The following is a 16144-nucleotide window of genomic DNA, read 5'->3' on the forward strand; positions in this document are numbered from 1 at the left end:
GTACAGCACCGGCAGAACGGCCCAGAGCCACTGAGGTACGGCACCGATCCGCACCGGTCTCCGTACCGCCGGGGCCGGCTGGTACGAGCGCTCGCGTACCGGCCGGCCCCACATTCCTTCGCGCACCCCGGCGCTGCGCGGTCACGCCGTCACGGCACCTGCGGCCCGGGCCCCGGCACGACGCGGGCCGCCGCGTCCGGCCGTACGGGCTCCCGCCGGGCAGGCAGTCCCTGCGGGCGGGCGCTGATCACCAGCGTCCCTTCCTCGACCTGGTAGTCCAGCGGCAGCCCCAGGCCCCGCATCGCCGCCACCATGCCGGTGTTCGACGCCTGCGTGATCACGTACACGCTCGCGCAGCCGGCGTCGGCCGCCATGCCGACCAGCCGGCGCAGCAGAGCCGAGCCGATGCCGCGCCGCTGCCACGCGTCCTCCACCAGCAGTGCGACCTCCGTCTCCTCGCCGTCCCACAGCAGGTGGCCGAGGGCCACCAGCCGCCCGGACGCCGTCTCGACCGCGAGGGTGCGGCCGAAGCGGGGGCTGAGCAGGTGGTCCAGATAGCGCTCGGCGTCGGCGACCGGGCCGTGGTAGCGCATCGCCAGCGTCCGGGCCGAGCAGCGGTCGTGCATCTCACGGGCCGCGGCCAGGTCCGAGGGGTCGGCGCGGCGGACCGTGATGGCGTTGCCCTCGGGCAGGGTCAGCACGTCGCGGCGCGGCGGCACCCGCTGCCCGAGCCGCGCGTCCAGCTCGACGAGCGCCCGTACCCGGGCGAACTCGGTGGGCGTGAAGGGCAACTGCGGGCGTTCGATGGTGACGGTTCCCCCGGACGGGTCACGGAACTGCATGCGGTGCTCTTCGAGAATCCCCTCGTCCGGCACCTGTCCGGCGGGCGGGCGCCCTTTCAGGGCTGCCGCGGGCACCGAACGGATGGTGCAGCGGCCCAGCAACTGGCGCAGCGCGAGCGGCAGTTCGGCGGAGTCCAGTGCCGTACGGGTGGCCAGCCCCAGCATCCGGGTGGGGGCGTCCACCAGGTCGTGAGCGTCCGCGCGCTCCAGCCAGGTGCGGGAGCCGCCCGCCGCGGCGACCGTCCGGGTCAGTTCGGCGGCGGGCAGTGGTACGGGGGCGCGCAGCAGGAACTCGTCCACCGTCCCGTCCGACAGCGGATGTGTCTGCAGGCTGAGGATGTCCACCCGGTGCCGGGCCAGGGCCGTGCACAGTGCGGCGAGGCTGCCCGGCCGGTCCCGCACGGTCGTACGCATCCGCCACAGCGCCGTCTCCCGCGGCTCCCCTTCGGGAACGGCCGGAGCGGTGGGCGCTGCGGCGCCCGTATCGGTCGGCGGCGGAGCGTGCTCGTGGCGCCGTGACCACCAGGTGTGGAACCCGGCCGTGGCGATCAGGACGACCGCCGAGCAGCACAGCAGCACCGGCCCCGACGGGCCGTGCACGATGGTGTTGGCGACGGCGTCCGCCACCGACACCGCGGTGAACAGGGCCGCCAGCTCGACCAGGTCCCGCCGCCAGTGGTGGCGGCGGGCGCTCTTGGCAGATGTCGCGTCAGTCATGCAGACCAGCGTTGCCGACGGGTGTTGCCTGATCGCGAACGCTCTGTGACCGATGGGTAAAGGACGCAATCGCGGCAAAGGCGGCGGGTCGCGGTTCGCGCCGGCCACCTCGTCCGGCGCGGCGCTGCCCGGCACGGCGCCTTCCACCCGCCCGGCGCTTCCTGCCTGCCCGGAGCGTCCTAGCGTCCGGGCTGCCCCACCCGTCCCGGTTGCAGCGACCGGCTGAACAGGACCTGCCCGCTGTCCTGGCGCAGCCGCACGGTCAGCTCGCCGCTGCCCCCGTCGATGTCCACCTCGCCGAAGTACTGCGGACTCTCGGCGGGGGAGACGTTCGCCCGCCGCGGTGCCTTGACGAAGGGCTGGGCGGGGCCGAACGTGCCGTCCAGCGGCACGGCCGGGAAGCCGCCCGCGTTCAACGGGCCCGAGACGAACTCCCAGAACGGCGCGAAGTCCTTGAAGGCGGCGCGCGACGGGTCGTAGTGCTGGGCGGAGGTGTAATGCACGTCGGTGGTCAGCCACACCGTGCCGGTGACGCGGTGGTGCTTGATGTGCCGCAGCAGCTCGGCGATCTGCAGCTCCCGGCCCAGCGGCGCGCCCGGGTCGCCCTGCGCCACTGCCTCGAAGTCCGTCCTGCCGTCCGCCACCACGAGTCCCAGCGGCAGGTCGGAGGCGATCACCTTCCACACGGCACGGGACCGCGACAGCGCCCGCTTGAGCCAGGCCAGCTGCTCGGCGCCCAGGATGCCCTGCCGGTCGTCGGTCTGCCGGTTCGGGGAGTTGGCGTTCCGGTACGTGCGCATGTCCAGCACGAACACGTCCAGCAGCGGACCGTGGTTGATCACCCGGTAGACCCGCCCGCCCCGGTCCGACCGGAGCGTACGGATGGGGAAGTACTCCCGGAACGCCCGCAGCGACCGGGCCGCGAGCACGTCCACGTCCTTCTCCGTGTACCGGGCGTCGTCCAGGATCTGGCCCGGGTACCAGTTGTTGCGCACCTCGTGGTCGTCCCACTGGATGATGGTGGGGACCTGTGCGTTGAAGCGGCGCAGATGCGCGTCCAGCAGGTTGTAGCGGAAGGCGCCGCGGTACTCCGCCAGCGTCTCGGCGACCTTCGATTTCTCCTCGGTGGTCACATTGCGCCAGATCCTGCCATCGGGCAGTCGCACACTGGCCTCGATCGGACTGTCGGCGTAGATGTTGTCACCGCTGCACAGGAAGAAGTCCGGATCGCGGCGGCGCATCTCCTCGTAGATCCGGTAGCCGCCCAGCTCCGGGTTGATGCCCCAGCCCTGCCCGGCGAGATCGCCCGACCAGGTGAAACGCACCCCGTCGCGACGCCGGTCGGAGGCGGTACGGAACGTGCCGGTGACCGGCTCGCCCGTACGCCGGTAGTCGTACGGGTCGGCCAGCAGCACCCGGTAGTGGATCTGCTCGCCGGACGGCAGGCCGTGCAGCGCGGTGGTGCCGGTGAAGTCCGTACCGGGGCCGAGCACCGGGCCGTGCCAGGTACGGGCGTTGCGGAACGACTCGGTCGCCGCCGTCTGCACGAGCATCCGGGCCGGCCGGTCGGAGCGTACCCACACCAGCCCGGAAGAGGCCGTCACATCCCCGGCCTGCACACCCCACGGAGCACTCGGCCGCCCGGCACGCGCCTGCGCCGGCGCCCCTCCCGTACGGGGCCCGGCGCCCGCTCCGGAACCGCCCGCGCCCGCGGCGTGCGCGGCGGCGGGAAGGGCGAGTGCCGCGGTGCCGAGCGCCGCACCGTGCAGCACCGACCGCCGGTTGACGGCTCTGCCGGGTCCCTGCGCCATGTGAAACCTCCCGTAATACGACCGATCTTGGTGACGTTCCCGTTCGTACCGGCACCCGGTGCCCCGCCGCCGAACGGACGGTGAACTCCAGGAGGCTTGCAGAGTACGGCGGGACGGGCGCCACGGCGGACACTCCGGGCCCGGTTCTTCCGTCCGGTGCCGCACACCACACCCGAACCGGCCACGTCACGGACGTCCTCGCTGGACGACGCCCGGCAGGCCCGCTGGACAACGGCGGGCCGGCCCGCTGGGATGAAGGCGTGCGAACCGACCCCGCGACCGACGTCTTCCAGGAACACCGCCCCGTACTGCTGGGCGTGGCCTACCGGATGCTCGGCCGGGTGGCCGACGCCGAGGACGTGGTGCAGGAGGCGTGGCTGCGCTGGTCGTCCGCCGACCGGCAACAGGTCCGAGAGCCGCGTGCCTACCTGGTGCGCGTCACGACCCGGCTGGCCATCGACCGGCTGCGGCAGGTCCAGGCGCGCCGCGAGGCGTACGTGGGCCCCTGGCTGCCCGAGCCGCTGGCCACCGACTTCGGCGACACGGCCATCGACACCGCCGAGCGCGCCGTCCTCGCCGAGTCCGTCACCTTCGCCGTCCTGGTGGTGCTGGAGTCGCTGTCACCGCTGGAGCGCGCGGTGTTCGTGCTGCGCGAGGCGTTCGGCTACCCGTACGCGGAGATCGCCACCGTCCTGGAACGCGGTGAGGCGGCGGTACGCCAACTCGCGGGCCGCGCCCGGCGGCACGTCGAGGAACGCCGCCCGCGCTTCGAGGTCGACCCGGTCCGCCAGCGTGACCTGACCGAGCGCTTCCTCGCCGCAGCGGCGGGCGACGACCTGCAAGGGCTGCTGAGTCTGCTGGCCGAGGACGTACGGCTGGTCGGCGACAGCGGCGGCAAGGCCAAGGCGCCGCTGCGGGTCATCGAGACCGCCGACAAGGTCGGCCGCTTCCTGCTCGGCGCGGCCCGGGCCGGCATCCCGTCGGCCGAGTTCGTCTTCCGGGAGCTGAATGGTGGAGTCGCGCTGCTGGTGCTCTCCGGGGGCAAGCCCGATGCGGTCTTCCAGGTGGATGTGGTGGACGGTCGGATTCAGACCGTGTACATCGTCCGTAACCCGGACAAGTTGGGGTCGCTTGCCGGGTCGGGGTGAGCGTCCCGGCTGCCCGGCATCGGGCCCGGCCCCGCCCGGGGAGCTTGCCCGCTTCCCGTCAGTTTCCGCCCGTCAGTTCCCGTACGGCTGCCCGCAGGCCGAGGCGCGGACTCGACAGGACGACTCCGTACGTGGACCGGGAACCGTCCGTCCCGGTACCGCCCGCCGGGGTGTCGTCCACCGCGGCCTCGTCCACCGCAGCCCCGTCCCGCGCGGTCTCGTCCAGCGCGACATCGACCATCGCCGTCCCGTCCGCCCGCTCCGCCGCCGGGGCCATCGACGCCTGAGCGAGGACGATCGCGTCGGCACGCGCCTCGCCGCCGCCCGGGAACGCCTCGCGCCGCGCGGCACGGACGGCCGTGGCGACGGCATCGTCGTACCCCTCCTGGTCGCCCGCCTCGAAGAGGTCCCAGGCGCCCGGCACGACCCGGGTGACGACGGTGACCTCCCGGTCGGCGCGTACGGCCTCCTCGGCGATCAGGTCCGCCGTCGGCCGCAGGGTGCTCTCCACCGTGGCGAGCACGGTGACGCGCGTTCCGGTCGCGACGGCCGCGGCGGCCATCGGCCGGTCCACGCGCAGGACGGGCACACCGACGGCCGCCGCGGCCTCCTCGGCGACCGCGCCGATGGTCGAGCACGTGCACAGGATCGCCGCGGCCCCTTCCCCGGTGGCCGCCGCGAGCACGTCCCGTACCGCCGTACCGACCGCCTCCGGCCCTCCCGCGCGGGCCCGGTCCAGCAGATCCGGGTGGACGAGGTGCCGGAGGGGCGTACCGGGGGAGTCCTCGTCGCGCAGCGCGTCGAAGACCGGGACGTGAACGGAGGAGGTGTGCAGCAGCGCGAGCATGATCGGCAGGCTAACCGATCGCGGTCACCGGTCACCGGCCGTGAACGGATCGGTCGATTGGTCTTGACCAAGGGTGGGGGCGGCCATATCGTCACAGGGATACTGCAACAACCTTTAATAAAGAAGCGCTCACATCCGGGCGCACGTACGGGCTCGGCACGGGCCCGCACTCCGGCGGGGACCACCTCCGCCGGGACGACGGCCATGGCGGAGGACAGGGTGGGGACCACGCAGCTCGAAACGGCGCCGGAGCCGAAGTACTGGCACCTCAAGACCGTGCTCAGCGAGGCGCTGGACTCGGAGTTCTCGGTCGGTGAGATCCTGCCCAACGAGCGCGAGCTGGCGGCACGGTTCGGCGTCGCGCGCGCCACACTGCGGCAGGCACTGGAACAGTTGGAACTGGAAGGCCGGCTGCAGCGCCGTCGCGGAGTGGGCACGACCGTCGCGCCGCCCCGGGTGGGCGTGGCCGTCGATCCCGCGCGCCACACCTGGCCGGGCGCGCCCGGTGACGACTGGCAGCCCGTCGACGCCGTCGAGTCGCAGAACGTGCCCGCGGCCGTGGCCCGCCAGCTTGAACTGGCGCCCGGCGAGCAGGTGCACGTCGTCCACCGCAGCCGCGTCACGCACGGCCAGCCGGTCGCCGCCGAGCAGCTCTACGTGCCCGCCCGTTCCGTACCGGAAGCCGAAACGGCCACCGGCGCCGCCGTGGACGCTCCGGCGCGGGCCCGCACCGTCCTGCGCGAGCTCCAGCAGCTCGAACTGGAGGGCCAGGACCGGGCCGTGGAACTCGGCTCGGCCCGCGCGGACGACGCCAAGGAACTGGACCGGTTGCCCGGCGCCCCCGTCCTCGTCGTCACCACCCGCTACTTCGCCGGCGGCCGCACCGCGGCCGTGGCCCTGTCCACCTACCGCGCCGACACCTGCCGGCTCACCTTCGGCGACAACGTGACCGACGCGGGCGTCACCGTCCTCGCGAGCTAGGACGCACGGCGGCGTCAGGACGCACGGCGTCCATGCCGCCGGAGCGCCGCTGCGCGACAATCGGTCCATGCTGAAGATCGGGTCGGTCGTGCTGGGTGCTTCGGACGTGCGGCGTGCTGCCGCCTTCTGGGCGGACGCCTTGGGGTATGCGCCACGCGAGGAGGCGGAAGACGACTGGGTGGTGCTGAAGCCGGCGGAAGGAACCGGTGTCCAGGTGTCGATCGGCCGGAGCGAGACACCCGCGCAGGAGCATCCACGGGTCCACCTGGACCTGTACGCCGGTGACGCCGCCGCCCAGGCCGCCGAGGTCGAGCGTCTGGTGTCCCTGGGCGCCCGGCGGGTCGACTGGGACCGCTACCCGGACGACGCCGACTTCGTCGTCCTGGCGGACCCCGAAGGCAACCGCTTCTGCGTGATCGACACCGGACGAGGCTGAGGGGGAAGCGGGGGAGCGGGAGCGGCGCAGGGGCTCATCGGTCACCGGGCTCCCTCCGTCGTGCCGGTCGGCGACGCGTCGGCCTGCGGCGTCAGGAAGGCCCGCACCATCGGCACGACGAGGTCGGCGCGCCGCGGCAGGTTGCTGTGGGTCGTCCCCGGGAGCACTCCGAGCTGTGCGCCGGGGATCAGCTCGTGCATCTCGACGGCGTGTTCCAGCCGGACGAAGTCGGTGTCCCCGACCAGCAGGAGGACGGGCGCTTCCAGGCCGGCCAGCGTCCGGGCGGGCCACCCCTCGAAGGCGTGCACCGTCGGTTGCAGCTTCTCGGCGAACGCCTCGAAGCGGTCGGGGTCGGGGGCGACCTTCGCGTAGGCCTCGTACATCTCCTGGAAGTCGCTCTCGGTGGGCATCCGCCGGGAGCCCGGCTGCGCCCGCGGGTCGAGGATCTCCGGGTGGTAGCCGTCGGGCCGGTAGTGGGTGGAGGCGAGCACCAGCCGGTTCACCCGCGTGGGCCGGGTGAGTGCCAGCTGAAGCGCGGTCAGGCCGCCGAGGCTGAACCCGAAGAAGTCCGCCCGGCCGATCCCGAGGTGGTCCAGCAGTCCCACCACGTCGTCGGCCAGGTACGCGAGAGTCGGATCCCGGTCGATGTCGCCGGTGTGCCCGTGCCCTTGCAGCTCGACGGCGACGACCTGCCGCGTCGCGGCGAGCGCGGGGAGTATGCCGCCGAAGGTCAGGTCGATGGTGAGCAGTCCGCCGTGCAGCAGGACCAGCGGCTGTCCTGTGCCATGGACCTCGTAGTAGAGATCCAGGCCGTTGACCCGCGCATATCCGGCGGACGACGGATATGCGCCCGACTCCTGCCCCTCGCTCATCGCGCTCTCCCCGGTTCGGCCCCGTGACCGGCCCTGTGACGCCTGCTCGGCCGGTCTCCGAGGTAACTGTCAGCACACTAGCCGGGGGGTCTGACAACGCCGCCGCGTCACGCCGGGGACCGGGCCGGAGCCTTCCGTTTCGAGCATCGGTCAAGGCATGCCGGGATTTCGTCAGGGACTGCCGGGGTGCGAATCAGGGCCTGTCCGAGTATGTGAGGAGGGCGCGGACGCGGCGGTTGTCGCTGTCGTCGGTGACGCCGGGTCTGCCGAACACGGAAGTGGTATTCGCTGATGGTGCTCCGGCGGGGGCAGGGCCCCGCCCGTCTGGCTCACCCGTCCGCCTCGCCCGCGCCTCTCAACGCCGTGCCGTGACCGTTGCGTCCACCGCGAACAGTTCGCCCTCCACGTGGTCCAGCGCGAGCCGCAGCGCGCCCGTGGCCACCGCCGCCTCACCGAGCACGGACAGGGCCACCCGGGGCGGCCGCAGGCAGTAGCGGGCCAGCTCGGCGCGGAGCGGTTCCAGTACGTCGTCCAGGCCGGCGGCCCAGCCGCCGACGACCACCAGTTCCGGATCGAGGGCGAGCACCAGCGCCGCGACGTCGTGCACCAGCCGCCGGAGGAAACGGTCCATCGCGTCCCGGGCCCGCGCGTCACCGTCGCGTGCGAGGGCGAACACCCGCGCCACCTGCGCCTCGTCCAACGGGTGCAGCGGCTGCCCGGTCGTGGAGAGCAGCTTCTCCGGGGTGGCCTCGCGCCCCAGCAGGTGCAGTGCGCCGATCTCCCCGGCGGCACCGCCGAAGCCGCGGTGCAGCCGCCCGCCGATCAGCGCGCCCGCCCCCGGGCTCAGCCCCGCGAGGACGAACACGACGTCGTCCGAAGCGGCGGCCGCGCCCTTCCAGTGCTCGGCCACGGCGGCGGCGTTCGCGTCGTTCTCCACCAGGACGGGGCACCGGAAGGAGCGGCGCAGCCGGTCGCCGAGCGGCAGGCCGGTCCAGCCCGGGAGCGCCGTGCCCAGACGTACGGTGCCGTCCGCCTCCACGATGCCGGGGCTGCCCACCCCGACCGCCCGCAGCGAACTGCGGGCCACGCCCGCCCGCCGCAGCAGCTCGGCCACCGCGGCCCGTACCTTCTCCAGCCGGTCGTCGGCGAACGCCGACTCCTCGACCGCTCGCTGCGCGGAGCCGAGCACCCGTCCGCCGAGGTCCGACAGCAGGGCGGCCACCCGGTGCGGGCCGATCTCGATGCCGAGCAGATGCCCGGCCTCCGTACGGAAGCGGAAGCGGCGGGCCGGGCGGCCCTGGCGGCGGGCGGTGCTCTCGTCGGCAGGCGCCTCGGCCACCAGGCCGGCCTCGATCAGGCCCTCGACCACGCCCTCGACGGTGGGCCGGGACAGGCCGGTCACTTCCACGAGGTGGGTGAGCGTCGGGGAGTCGGCGGCGCGCAGCGCGTGCAGCACCACCGCGGAATTGATCCGTCGCAGCAGGGAGGGGTCCCCGCCGGTTAGCCGCCCCAACGTCCGTCTCCCTCGCATTGCGTGTGTGGCGGATCGTAGCCGGTCAGCCGGTGTGCGGCGAGTCCCGGGCACCGTGCCGGGGCCACCCGGCGGGCTGTACGGTCAGCGGTACGGCGGCTGTGGGCCGGTACTCGTGCCGCTTGCCGCCGGTGTCCTCTGTGCCGGTCGCCGATGTCCCGTTCGCCGAACTCGCGGTGCCCGTTTCGTCGATCTCCGGAGCCCGGCCAGAGCCGCCGAGGCCCGCCGAGGACCCCCGCGAGCCTGACGCGGAGCCAATTGTCAGACCCTGGCGGTTTACTGACGGCATGACGCACACGACCACCACCGCACAGCATCTCACCGCCATCGACCTCCTCCGCGGCCGCGACTTCCCCGACGAGCCGGTCCGCTCCGCCATGGTCCAGAGCGGCCCGGGGTTCCACGTCGCGCAGCTCCGCGGCGACGAGCAGCTCTGGGACGCCGACCCGGCGGACGTCGAGGAGACCGCGCAGGAGTACCGCGCCGACCTGGAGGGACTCATATCGGCTCTCTGCTTACGGTGGGGCGAGCCCGAGGTGCTCGACCTCGCGGGCCATCTGGAGCGGGTGGCCATGGGGATGCCGGTCCGGCCGCCGCTCGACGTCCTGTGCGGCCAGGTCCCGCGGGTGCACACCTGGTGTGCCGGAGGGCGGTGGATCGCGGTCGGCCTGGGGGAGGGCGGGCCCGGGATGCCGGTCTTCCAGTTGCTGGCGGCGGTCGGCCGGGCGGATGCGGTGCGCTGAGCACGGGGAACGGGTGGCGGCACCGGTGCCGCCGGCCCGGTGCGGACCGGCGGCACCGCCACCACCACCCGTTCCGGGGCCGTGGGGTGCGGGGGCCGCGCGCCGACCGTACCGGCGCGGCCGCCCCCGCATCAGGTTCCGGGCTGTCCGCCCGGCTCGTCCTACTTGTTCTGGTCGCCCTGCTCGTCGCGGTGGTGCGCCCAGGGGTGGCGCAGCCGGATCCAGATGTCCCGGGCCTGGCGTCCCGCCTCGGTCCGGCTGTGCGCCACCAGCTCGCGGGCCTGTTCCGGGGTCTCGACCATCGGGCCGGAGCCCCGCAGCGGCTTGCCCGCCGTCTCGTGCAGGAAGAAGGCGGCGATGAAGCCGATGACACCCGCGATCATCAGGTAGTACGCGGGAATCATGTGACTGCCCGTGGACGCCACCAGCGCGGAGGCGACCAGTGGAGTGGTGCCGCCGAAGAGCGAGACGGAGATGTTGAACGCGATGGACAGCGCTCCGTAGCGCAGATGGGTGGGGAAGAGCGCCGGCAGCGTCGAGGCGGAGGTGCCCGCGAAGCACACCAGCAGCAGACCCAGAATGAGACACCCGAAGGCCGGCAACAGGATGCCGCCTGCGCGGATCAGCAGGAACGCCGGATAGGCCAGCGCGACGAGCGCGATGCTGGCAGCCATGAACACCGGGCGACGGCCCCACCGGTCCGAGGTGCGGCCCACGGTCGTGATCGTCAGGGCGACGACGACCATCGTGCCCAGGACCATCAACTGGGCGGTCGTGGCGTCCTCGCCGAGCGTCTCGGTCATGAAGGTGGGGAGGTAGGACGTCACCATGTAGTTGGTGACGTTGTACAGCAGCACCAGACCCATGCAGATCAGCACGGCTTCCCAGTGCCCGGTGAAGATCTCCTTCAGCCGGCCCTTGCCGGACTGCCGGGCCTCCTCGACGGGCGTGTCGCCGGAGCTCGCGTTCTCGGCCTCCTGCCGCGCGGCTTCCGCCTCCTGCTTGAAGGCCGGGGTCTCCTCCAGCTTCATGCGCATGTAGAGACCGATCAGGCCGAGCGGCCCGGCCACCATGAAGGGAATGCGCCAGCCCCAGCTCTCCAGGCCGTCCGTGCCCAGTACGGCGGTGAGCACGGTGACCAGGCCGGAGCCGAGGGCGTAGCCGACGAAGGTGCCGAAGTCGAGCCAGCTGCCGAGGAAACCGCGGCGCTTGTCCGGGGCGTATTCGGCGATGTAGGTCGTGGCACCGGCGTACTCACCACCGGTCGAGAAGCCTTGCACCAGTCGGCACAGGAGCAGCAGCAGAGGCGCCGCGAAGCCGATGGAGTCGTAACCGGGCAGGAAGCCGACCGCGAAGGTGCTGATCGCCATCATGATCATGGTGGCGGCCAGCACCCGCTGCCGTCCGATGCGGTCGCCCAGCGGTCCGAAGACCAGACCGCCGAGCGGCCGCACGAGGAAGGCGGCGGCGAAGGTGGCGAAGGTGGAGACCAGCTGGGCGCCGGGGGAGCTGGACGGGAAGAAGACCTTGCCCATCGTGGCCGCCAGGTAGGCGTAGACCCCGAAGTCGAACCACTCCATCATGTTGCCGAGGGCGGCCGCCGTGACCGCGCGGCGTACCTGCGGTCTGTCGGTGACGGTGACTTCCTCGACACTGAGCTGGTGTTTGCGGCGGCGCAGCAGGGTGCGCAGCAGCCGGTCGGTGTCGGAGTTCCTTCCTCCGTCCGACCGCTTGTTCCGCCGGACGCGCGGCGGCTGAGGCTGACCGGTAGTCATCTCGTCCTGTCGCTAGGGGCTGAGCGGCACATCGGTAACTCCGAGTATCAACGTAAAGGTCGAAATCGGCATAACCAGCATAGGAGCGACACGAATGGGGCTAACGGAACGCCGGGCGGACTGTCGGCTCACTGGCCGTATCCACCCGGCGCAACGCTCCCGAACGGGCTAAACGCTCGGCACGGCCCCACCATCCCGTGCGCCCTACACATAACGCACGCCTTACCCGTAACGCGCGACTCACACGTCCCGCGCGTCACCTTCCTCGGCCTCGTCGGCGAAGGCCACCGCGCGCAGCCGCCCGTACTCCTCCGCCAGCGCGGCCGGCGGATAGTGCGCATTGAGCCCACTGGGGTTGGGCAGCACCCAGACGCGGGTTTCGCCGATCGTCCGCTCCTGCGGACCGACCTTGGCGTGCTTGTCGTCGAAAGCCACCCGATAGGCCGTCACCCCGGCCACCGCGAGCCATGCCGGGCGCAGCCGCCGCACCTTCTCGGTGAGCTGCCGCCCGCCCTCGCGGAACTCCTCGGCGGTCAGCTCGTCGGCCCGTGCGCTCGCCCGCTCCACGACATTGGTGATGCCGATGCCGTACGCCAGCATCTCCTCCTGCTCGGCGGGCTTCAGAAGCCGGGGGGTGAACCCGGACGCGTGCAGGACGGGCCAGAAGCGGTTGCCGGGCCGGGCGAAGTGGTGCCCGGCGGCGGCCGACATCAGCCCGGGATTGATACCGCAGAAAAGCACCCGCAGGCCGGGCGCCGCCACGTCGGGGACGAGGCGGCCGCGCGCGGCCTGCAGTTCCTCGGGAGTGAATCCCATCTCAGCGGGGCCTCACAGGATCGAGCCCGGCGCGTACGCCGCGGCCTCGGGGTGCTGCTTGGTGATCTCCTCGATCCGCGACACGACGGCGGCCACCTGGTCGGCGGCGGCGCCGGTGAAGGACAGCTTGTCGGCCATCAGCGCGTCCAACTGCGCACGGTCCAGCGGAATCCGCTCGTCCGCCGCCAGCTTGTCGAGCAGTTCGTTGCGCTCCGCGCCCTGCTCGCGCATGGCGAGCGCCGCGGCGACCGCGTTCTCCTTGATCGCCTCATGCGCCACCTCACGGCCCACCCCGGCCCGTACGGCACCCATGAGCACCTTGGTCGTGGCGAGGAAGGGCAGATAGCGGTCCAGCTCCCGCGCGACGACGGCGGGGAAGGCGCCGAACTCGTCCAGCACGGTCAGGAACGTCTCCAGCAGACCGTCCAGGGCGAAGAAGGAGTCCGGCAGCGCGACCCGGCGCACCACCGAGCAGGAAACGTCGCCCTCGTTCCACTGGTCGCCGGACAGCTCGCCGGCCATCGAGGCGTAGCCCCGCAGGATGACCATCAGACCGTTGACGCGCTCGCAGGAGCGGGTGTTCATCTTGTGCGGCATCGCGGACGAGCCCACCTGGCCGGGCTTGAAGCCCTCGGTCACCAGTTCGTGGCCGGCCATCAGCCGGATCGTCTTGGCGATTGAGGACGGCGCCGCGGCGAGCTGCACCAGCGCGGTGACCACGTCGTAGTCCAGCGAGCGCGGGTAGACCTGCCCGACGGAGGTGAACGCCTGGCCGAAGCCGAGGTGCCCGGCGATCCGCTGCTCCAGCTCGGCCAGCTTCGCGGCGTCGCCGCCCAGCAGGTCCAGCATGTCCTGCGCGGTGCCGACGGGGCCCTTGATGCCGCGCAGCGGGTAGCGGGCCAGCAGGTCGGTCAGCCGCCCGTAGGCCACCAGCAGCTCGTCGGCGGCGGTCGCGAAGCGCTTGCCCAGCGTGGTGGCCTGCGCCGCGACGTTGTGCGAACGCCCCGCCATGACCAGCTCGGCGTGCTCACCGGCGAGCCGGCCCAGCCGCGCCAGGACGGCGACCGTACGGTCGCGCATCAGCTCCAGCGACAGCCGGACCTGCAGCTGCTCGACGTTCTCGGTCAGATCACGGGAGGTCATGCCCTTGTGGACCTGCTCGTGCCCGGCGAGGGCGTTGAACTCCTCGATGCGGGCCTTCACGTCGTGCCGGGTGACCTTCTCCCGCTCGGCGATCGAGGCCAGGTCGACGTCGTCCAGCACCCGCTCGTAGTCGGCGAGCGCCTGCTCCGGCACCTCGACCCCGAGGTCCTTCTGCGCACGGAGCACCGCGAGCCACAGCTTGCGCTCCAGCTTGACCTTGTACTCGGGGGACCACAGGACGGCGAGCTCCGCGGAGGCGTAGCGGCCGGCCAGGACATTCGGAATGCGGGGCTTGGCAGTCACGTGACGAGAGTCTACTGGTCACCCGACAGCCCCGAATGCCAACCCTCTGACCTGGGAAAACCGCTCTTTTTCTTGATCGAATGGGTGGGAGGGCGGGAACCGGGGGCAGCCAGAGGTCCCCCGCGGTCCGGTCCCGGGAGACGCGGCGGCCCCGCCGGGCGGCTCAAGGCCGGGCCGGCGGGCTCCGGGGCGCTCCTCAGATCCGGTCGGCGGCGATCAGCAGGTACTGGAAGCTGCCGTTGCGGTACGCGGTCAGAAAGGTTTCCTCAATGCCCGTGACCAGGTGGTCGGCCTGGCTGCGCAGTTCCCAGTACGGCAGCGTGGCCTCGGTGAGGTCCTCGACGTGCACGGGGACCAGCCGGTGGCGGGCCATCGCGCGGAAGTACGCCGACCGCGGATGGATGTCGCAGATGTAGTGGGCGTTGATGAGGGACACCTCGCGGGAGGCGCGCCCGTAGGCGTCGTTGTAACAGCCGGTGATCACCACATAGCGCCCGCCGCGCCGCAGCAGCCGCGCGTGCTCGGCGAACAGCAGGTCCAGCTCGACGTACATGGTCGACTCGTTGTTCCAGGACGCGGCGTACGCGCCGGTGGTGAAGCCGGTGTCGAGCATGTTGCGGTGGTGGTAGCGCACCTTGTCGTCGATGCCGCGCCTGCGGGCCTGCTCGTTGGCGAAGTCGGCCTGCTTGGCGGAGATGGTGGCCCCGTCGGCGCGGCAGCCGTGGCGCAGGTGCGCGACCACGCTGCCGCCGCCGCGTCCGCACCCGGCGTCGAAGACGCGGTCGCCGGGTGTCAGCGCGCCGAGGTGGGAGGCGAGCAGCTCGGCCTGGGCGTGTTCGAGGCGGTGCAGTTCGCCGGTGAGGCGTTCGCGGCGCCGGACGGGGTCCGGCTCGTCCAGTACGGACCGGTCGGCCTCCCCGATGCCGTAGTGGTGGTGGTACAGGTCGTCGATCTTGCCGAGCTCCAGGTTGACCGGGTTCTCCTCGGTGTTCCAGTAGTCCGCGACGCGGGCCTGGTACGTGGACTGGGTCGGCATGAGCGGGCGTGCGGTGGGGACGTGCGCAGTGGTCAACGGAGACTCCTTGCCGTGGTGCACTGGATCGGCCTACCAGTAGTTGGGCAGGTGGTAGCGGTCGCTGTTGGTGGCGTGCCATGCGTGGTTGCCGGACACCCAGTCGGACAGGCTCCGGGTGTAGCGCTCCACGAGGGGGGAGGTCCCGGCCAGCTCGGCCGCCTCCGTCTCGTACGCCTCCATGATCTGGTTGTGGATGTCGACGCTCTTCAGGTAGGCGGCCTTCAGGCCGCGCCGGTCGTTGGCGGCCACCACCTGGGGCAGGTTCAGGTGGTCCGGATCGCTCGCCAGCTCCTTGGTGAAGGAGTACAGGTCGTTGACGATGGTGGTGGCGTTGCAGGCCAGGGCGGTGATCCGCTGGATCTCCGGACGGGCGTACACGGCCTCGGGCAGCTCGTAGCCGTCCACGGCGTCGACGATCGACAGGCAGGGGCGGAAGTTGTTGAACTGCCGCATGACCAGGTACTCCCAGACACGCGGCATGTGCCGTGCCTCCGCCCAGGACGCCTCGGCGAGATAGCCGAGGTGCAGCCGGGCCATGTCCTGGACGAACCGGTCGGCCTGGCTGGGGGTCGCCAGCGCCGCGTAGTCCTTCAGGGCCCAGTAGTACGAGCGCAGGGGCCCGTCGGCCTGCACGCCCTGGCGCCACTCCTCCTCCGTCTCCGGAGTTCCGTGGAACGGGTCCAGGGCCGACTGGGCGATGATCAGCCGGCCGCCCAGACCGCGGCGTGCGCCACCCTTGCCCTCGTCCTCCTCGCAGTAGCAGGTGTCGACGATGTTCTCGGCCAGCAGCAGTTTGCCCGCGGCGGTGAGGCGTTCGAGGTCGGCTGCCGCGGGGTGCTGCAGGACGACGGCCCGGCCGAACTGGAAGCCGGTGAAGTCGCCGGACCACTGCGCGGGGAACAGGTCCAGACCGCGGGCCCAGTCCTCCAGTCTGCGGTCGATCTCCGCGGCCTTCTCCGGGTCGGCCGGGGCGGCCGGCCGGTACCTCAGCCCGGGGACGGCGCCGCCGCGCCGGGTCGGCCGGGTACGGGCGAGGCTCGGCGGGCCGGGCATCCGGAACGCGGCGGTGGTGGTGGCCGTACTGGATGTGCTCATGGTCCGTAC

At 72.2% G+C, this 16144-nt stretch carries 14 protein-coding genes; 4 read left to right on the top strand and 10 right to left on the bottom strand.

The genetic code is table 11. The features are described 5' to 3' along the window. Positions 1-149 precede the first annotated feature (149 nt). Positions 150-1559, bottom strand: coding sequence for a GNAT family N-acetyltransferase (locus ACZ4QV_RS36330; RefSeq protein WP_361158777.1), 1410 nt, complete (start codon positions 1557-1559; stop codon positions 150-152). Positions 1560-1738: 179 nt separating this feature from the next. Next, positions 1739-3370, bottom strand: a complete 1632-nt coding sequence (locus ACZ4QV_RS36335) for an alkaline phosphatase D family protein (RefSeq protein WP_361158775.1) — start codon at positions 3368-3370, stop codon at positions 1739-1741. Positions 3371-3630: 260 nt separating this feature from the next. Here ACZ4QV_RS36335 and ACZ4QV_RS36340 point away from each other — a divergent pair, with 260 nt between their 5' ends. After that, entirely contained in the window at positions 3631-4518 is an 888-nt protein-coding gene (locus ACZ4QV_RS36340; protein ID WP_361592693.1) for an RNA polymerase sigma-70 factor, read from the top strand. A 58-nt stretch (positions 4519-4576) separates the two neighbouring features. On the opposite strand, the gene ACZ4QV_RS36345 is transcribed toward ACZ4QV_RS36340, so the two are convergent. Next, the gene (locus ACZ4QV_RS36345; RefSeq protein ID WP_467764025.1) at positions 4577-5365 is read right to left on the bottom strand and encodes an aspartate/glutamate racemase family protein; all 789 of its coding nucleotides are present in this window, start codon (positions 5363-5365) and stop codon (positions 4577-4579) included. 219 nt (positions 5366-5584) lie between these two features. Between ACZ4QV_RS36345 and ACZ4QV_RS36350 the strand changes: the two genes are divergently transcribed. Further along, positions 5585-6346, top strand: coding sequence for a GntR family transcriptional regulator (locus ACZ4QV_RS36350; RefSeq protein ID WP_361158767.1), 762 nt, complete (start codon positions 5585-5587; stop codon positions 6344-6346). A gap of 67 nt (positions 6347-6413) precedes the next feature. Next, entirely contained in the window at positions 6414-6782 is a 369-nt protein-coding gene (locus ACZ4QV_RS36355) for a VOC family protein (RefSeq protein WP_361158765.1), read from the top strand. A gap of 41 nt (positions 6783-6823) precedes the next feature. Here ACZ4QV_RS36355 and ACZ4QV_RS36360 read toward each other — a convergent pair whose 3' ends face one another. Continuing rightward, the gene (locus ACZ4QV_RS36360) at positions 6824-7654 is read right to left on the bottom strand and encodes an alpha/beta fold hydrolase (RefSeq protein ID WP_361591118.1); all 831 of its coding nucleotides are present in this window, start codon (positions 7652-7654) and stop codon (positions 6824-6826) included. 355 nt (positions 7655-8009) lie between these two features. Further along, positions 8010-9167 (bottom strand): ROK family transcriptional regulator, encoded by a 1158-nt coding sequence (locus tag ACZ4QV_RS36365; protein WP_361158760.1) that lies wholly within the window; start codon positions 9165-9167, stop codon positions 8010-8012. Positions 9168-9472: 305 nt separating this feature from the next. Between ACZ4QV_RS36365 and ACZ4QV_RS36370 the strand changes: the two genes are divergently transcribed. Then, the gene (locus ACZ4QV_RS36370) at positions 9473-9928 is read left to right on the top strand and encodes a hypothetical protein (protein ID WP_361158757.1); all 456 of its coding nucleotides are present in this window, start codon (positions 9473-9475) and stop codon (positions 9926-9928) included. A gap of 161 nt (positions 9929-10089) precedes the next feature. Here the strand turns inward: ACZ4QV_RS36370 and proP are convergent, their stop codons facing one another. The 5 genes from proP to ACZ4QV_RS36395 all read right to left on the bottom strand — a co-directional run bounded on the left by proP (position 10090) and on the right by ACZ4QV_RS36395 (position 16135). Beyond that, the gene (gene proP / locus ACZ4QV_RS36375; protein WP_467764026.1) at positions 10090-11703 is read right to left on the bottom strand and encodes a glycine betaine/L-proline transporter ProP; all 1614 of its coding nucleotides are present in this window, start codon (positions 11701-11703) and stop codon (positions 10090-10092) included. 240 nt (positions 11704-11943) lie between these two features. Beyond that, the gene (gene mug / locus ACZ4QV_RS36380) at positions 11944-12519 is read right to left on the bottom strand and encodes a G/U mismatch-specific DNA glycosylase (protein ID WP_361158755.1); all 576 of its coding nucleotides are present in this window, start codon (positions 12517-12519) and stop codon (positions 11944-11946) included. A 12-nt stretch (positions 12520-12531) separates the two neighbouring features. Continuing rightward, positions 12532-13965 carry an adenylosuccinate lyase gene (purB, locus tag ACZ4QV_RS36385; protein WP_361158752.1) on the bottom strand — a complete coding sequence of 478 codons (1434 nt, stop codon included), beginning with the start codon at positions 13963-13965 and terminating at the stop codon, positions 12532-12534. Between the two features lie 196 nt (positions 13966-14161). Next, positions 14162-15037, bottom strand: coding sequence for a geranyl diphosphate 2-C-methyltransferase (locus ACZ4QV_RS36390; RefSeq protein WP_467764027.1), 876 nt, complete (start codon positions 15035-15037; stop codon positions 14162-14164). A gap of 33 nt (positions 15038-15070) precedes the next feature. Then, positions 15071-16135 (bottom strand): family 2 encapsulin nanocompartment cargo protein terpene cyclase, encoded by a 1065-nt coding sequence (locus ACZ4QV_RS36395; RefSeq protein WP_361591115.1) that lies wholly within the window; start codon positions 16133-16135, stop codon positions 15071-15073. Between the last annotated feature and the right edge of the window lie 9 nt (positions 16136-16144).

It is taken from the genome of Streptomyces sp. NPDC026394, from assembly GCF_055567735.1.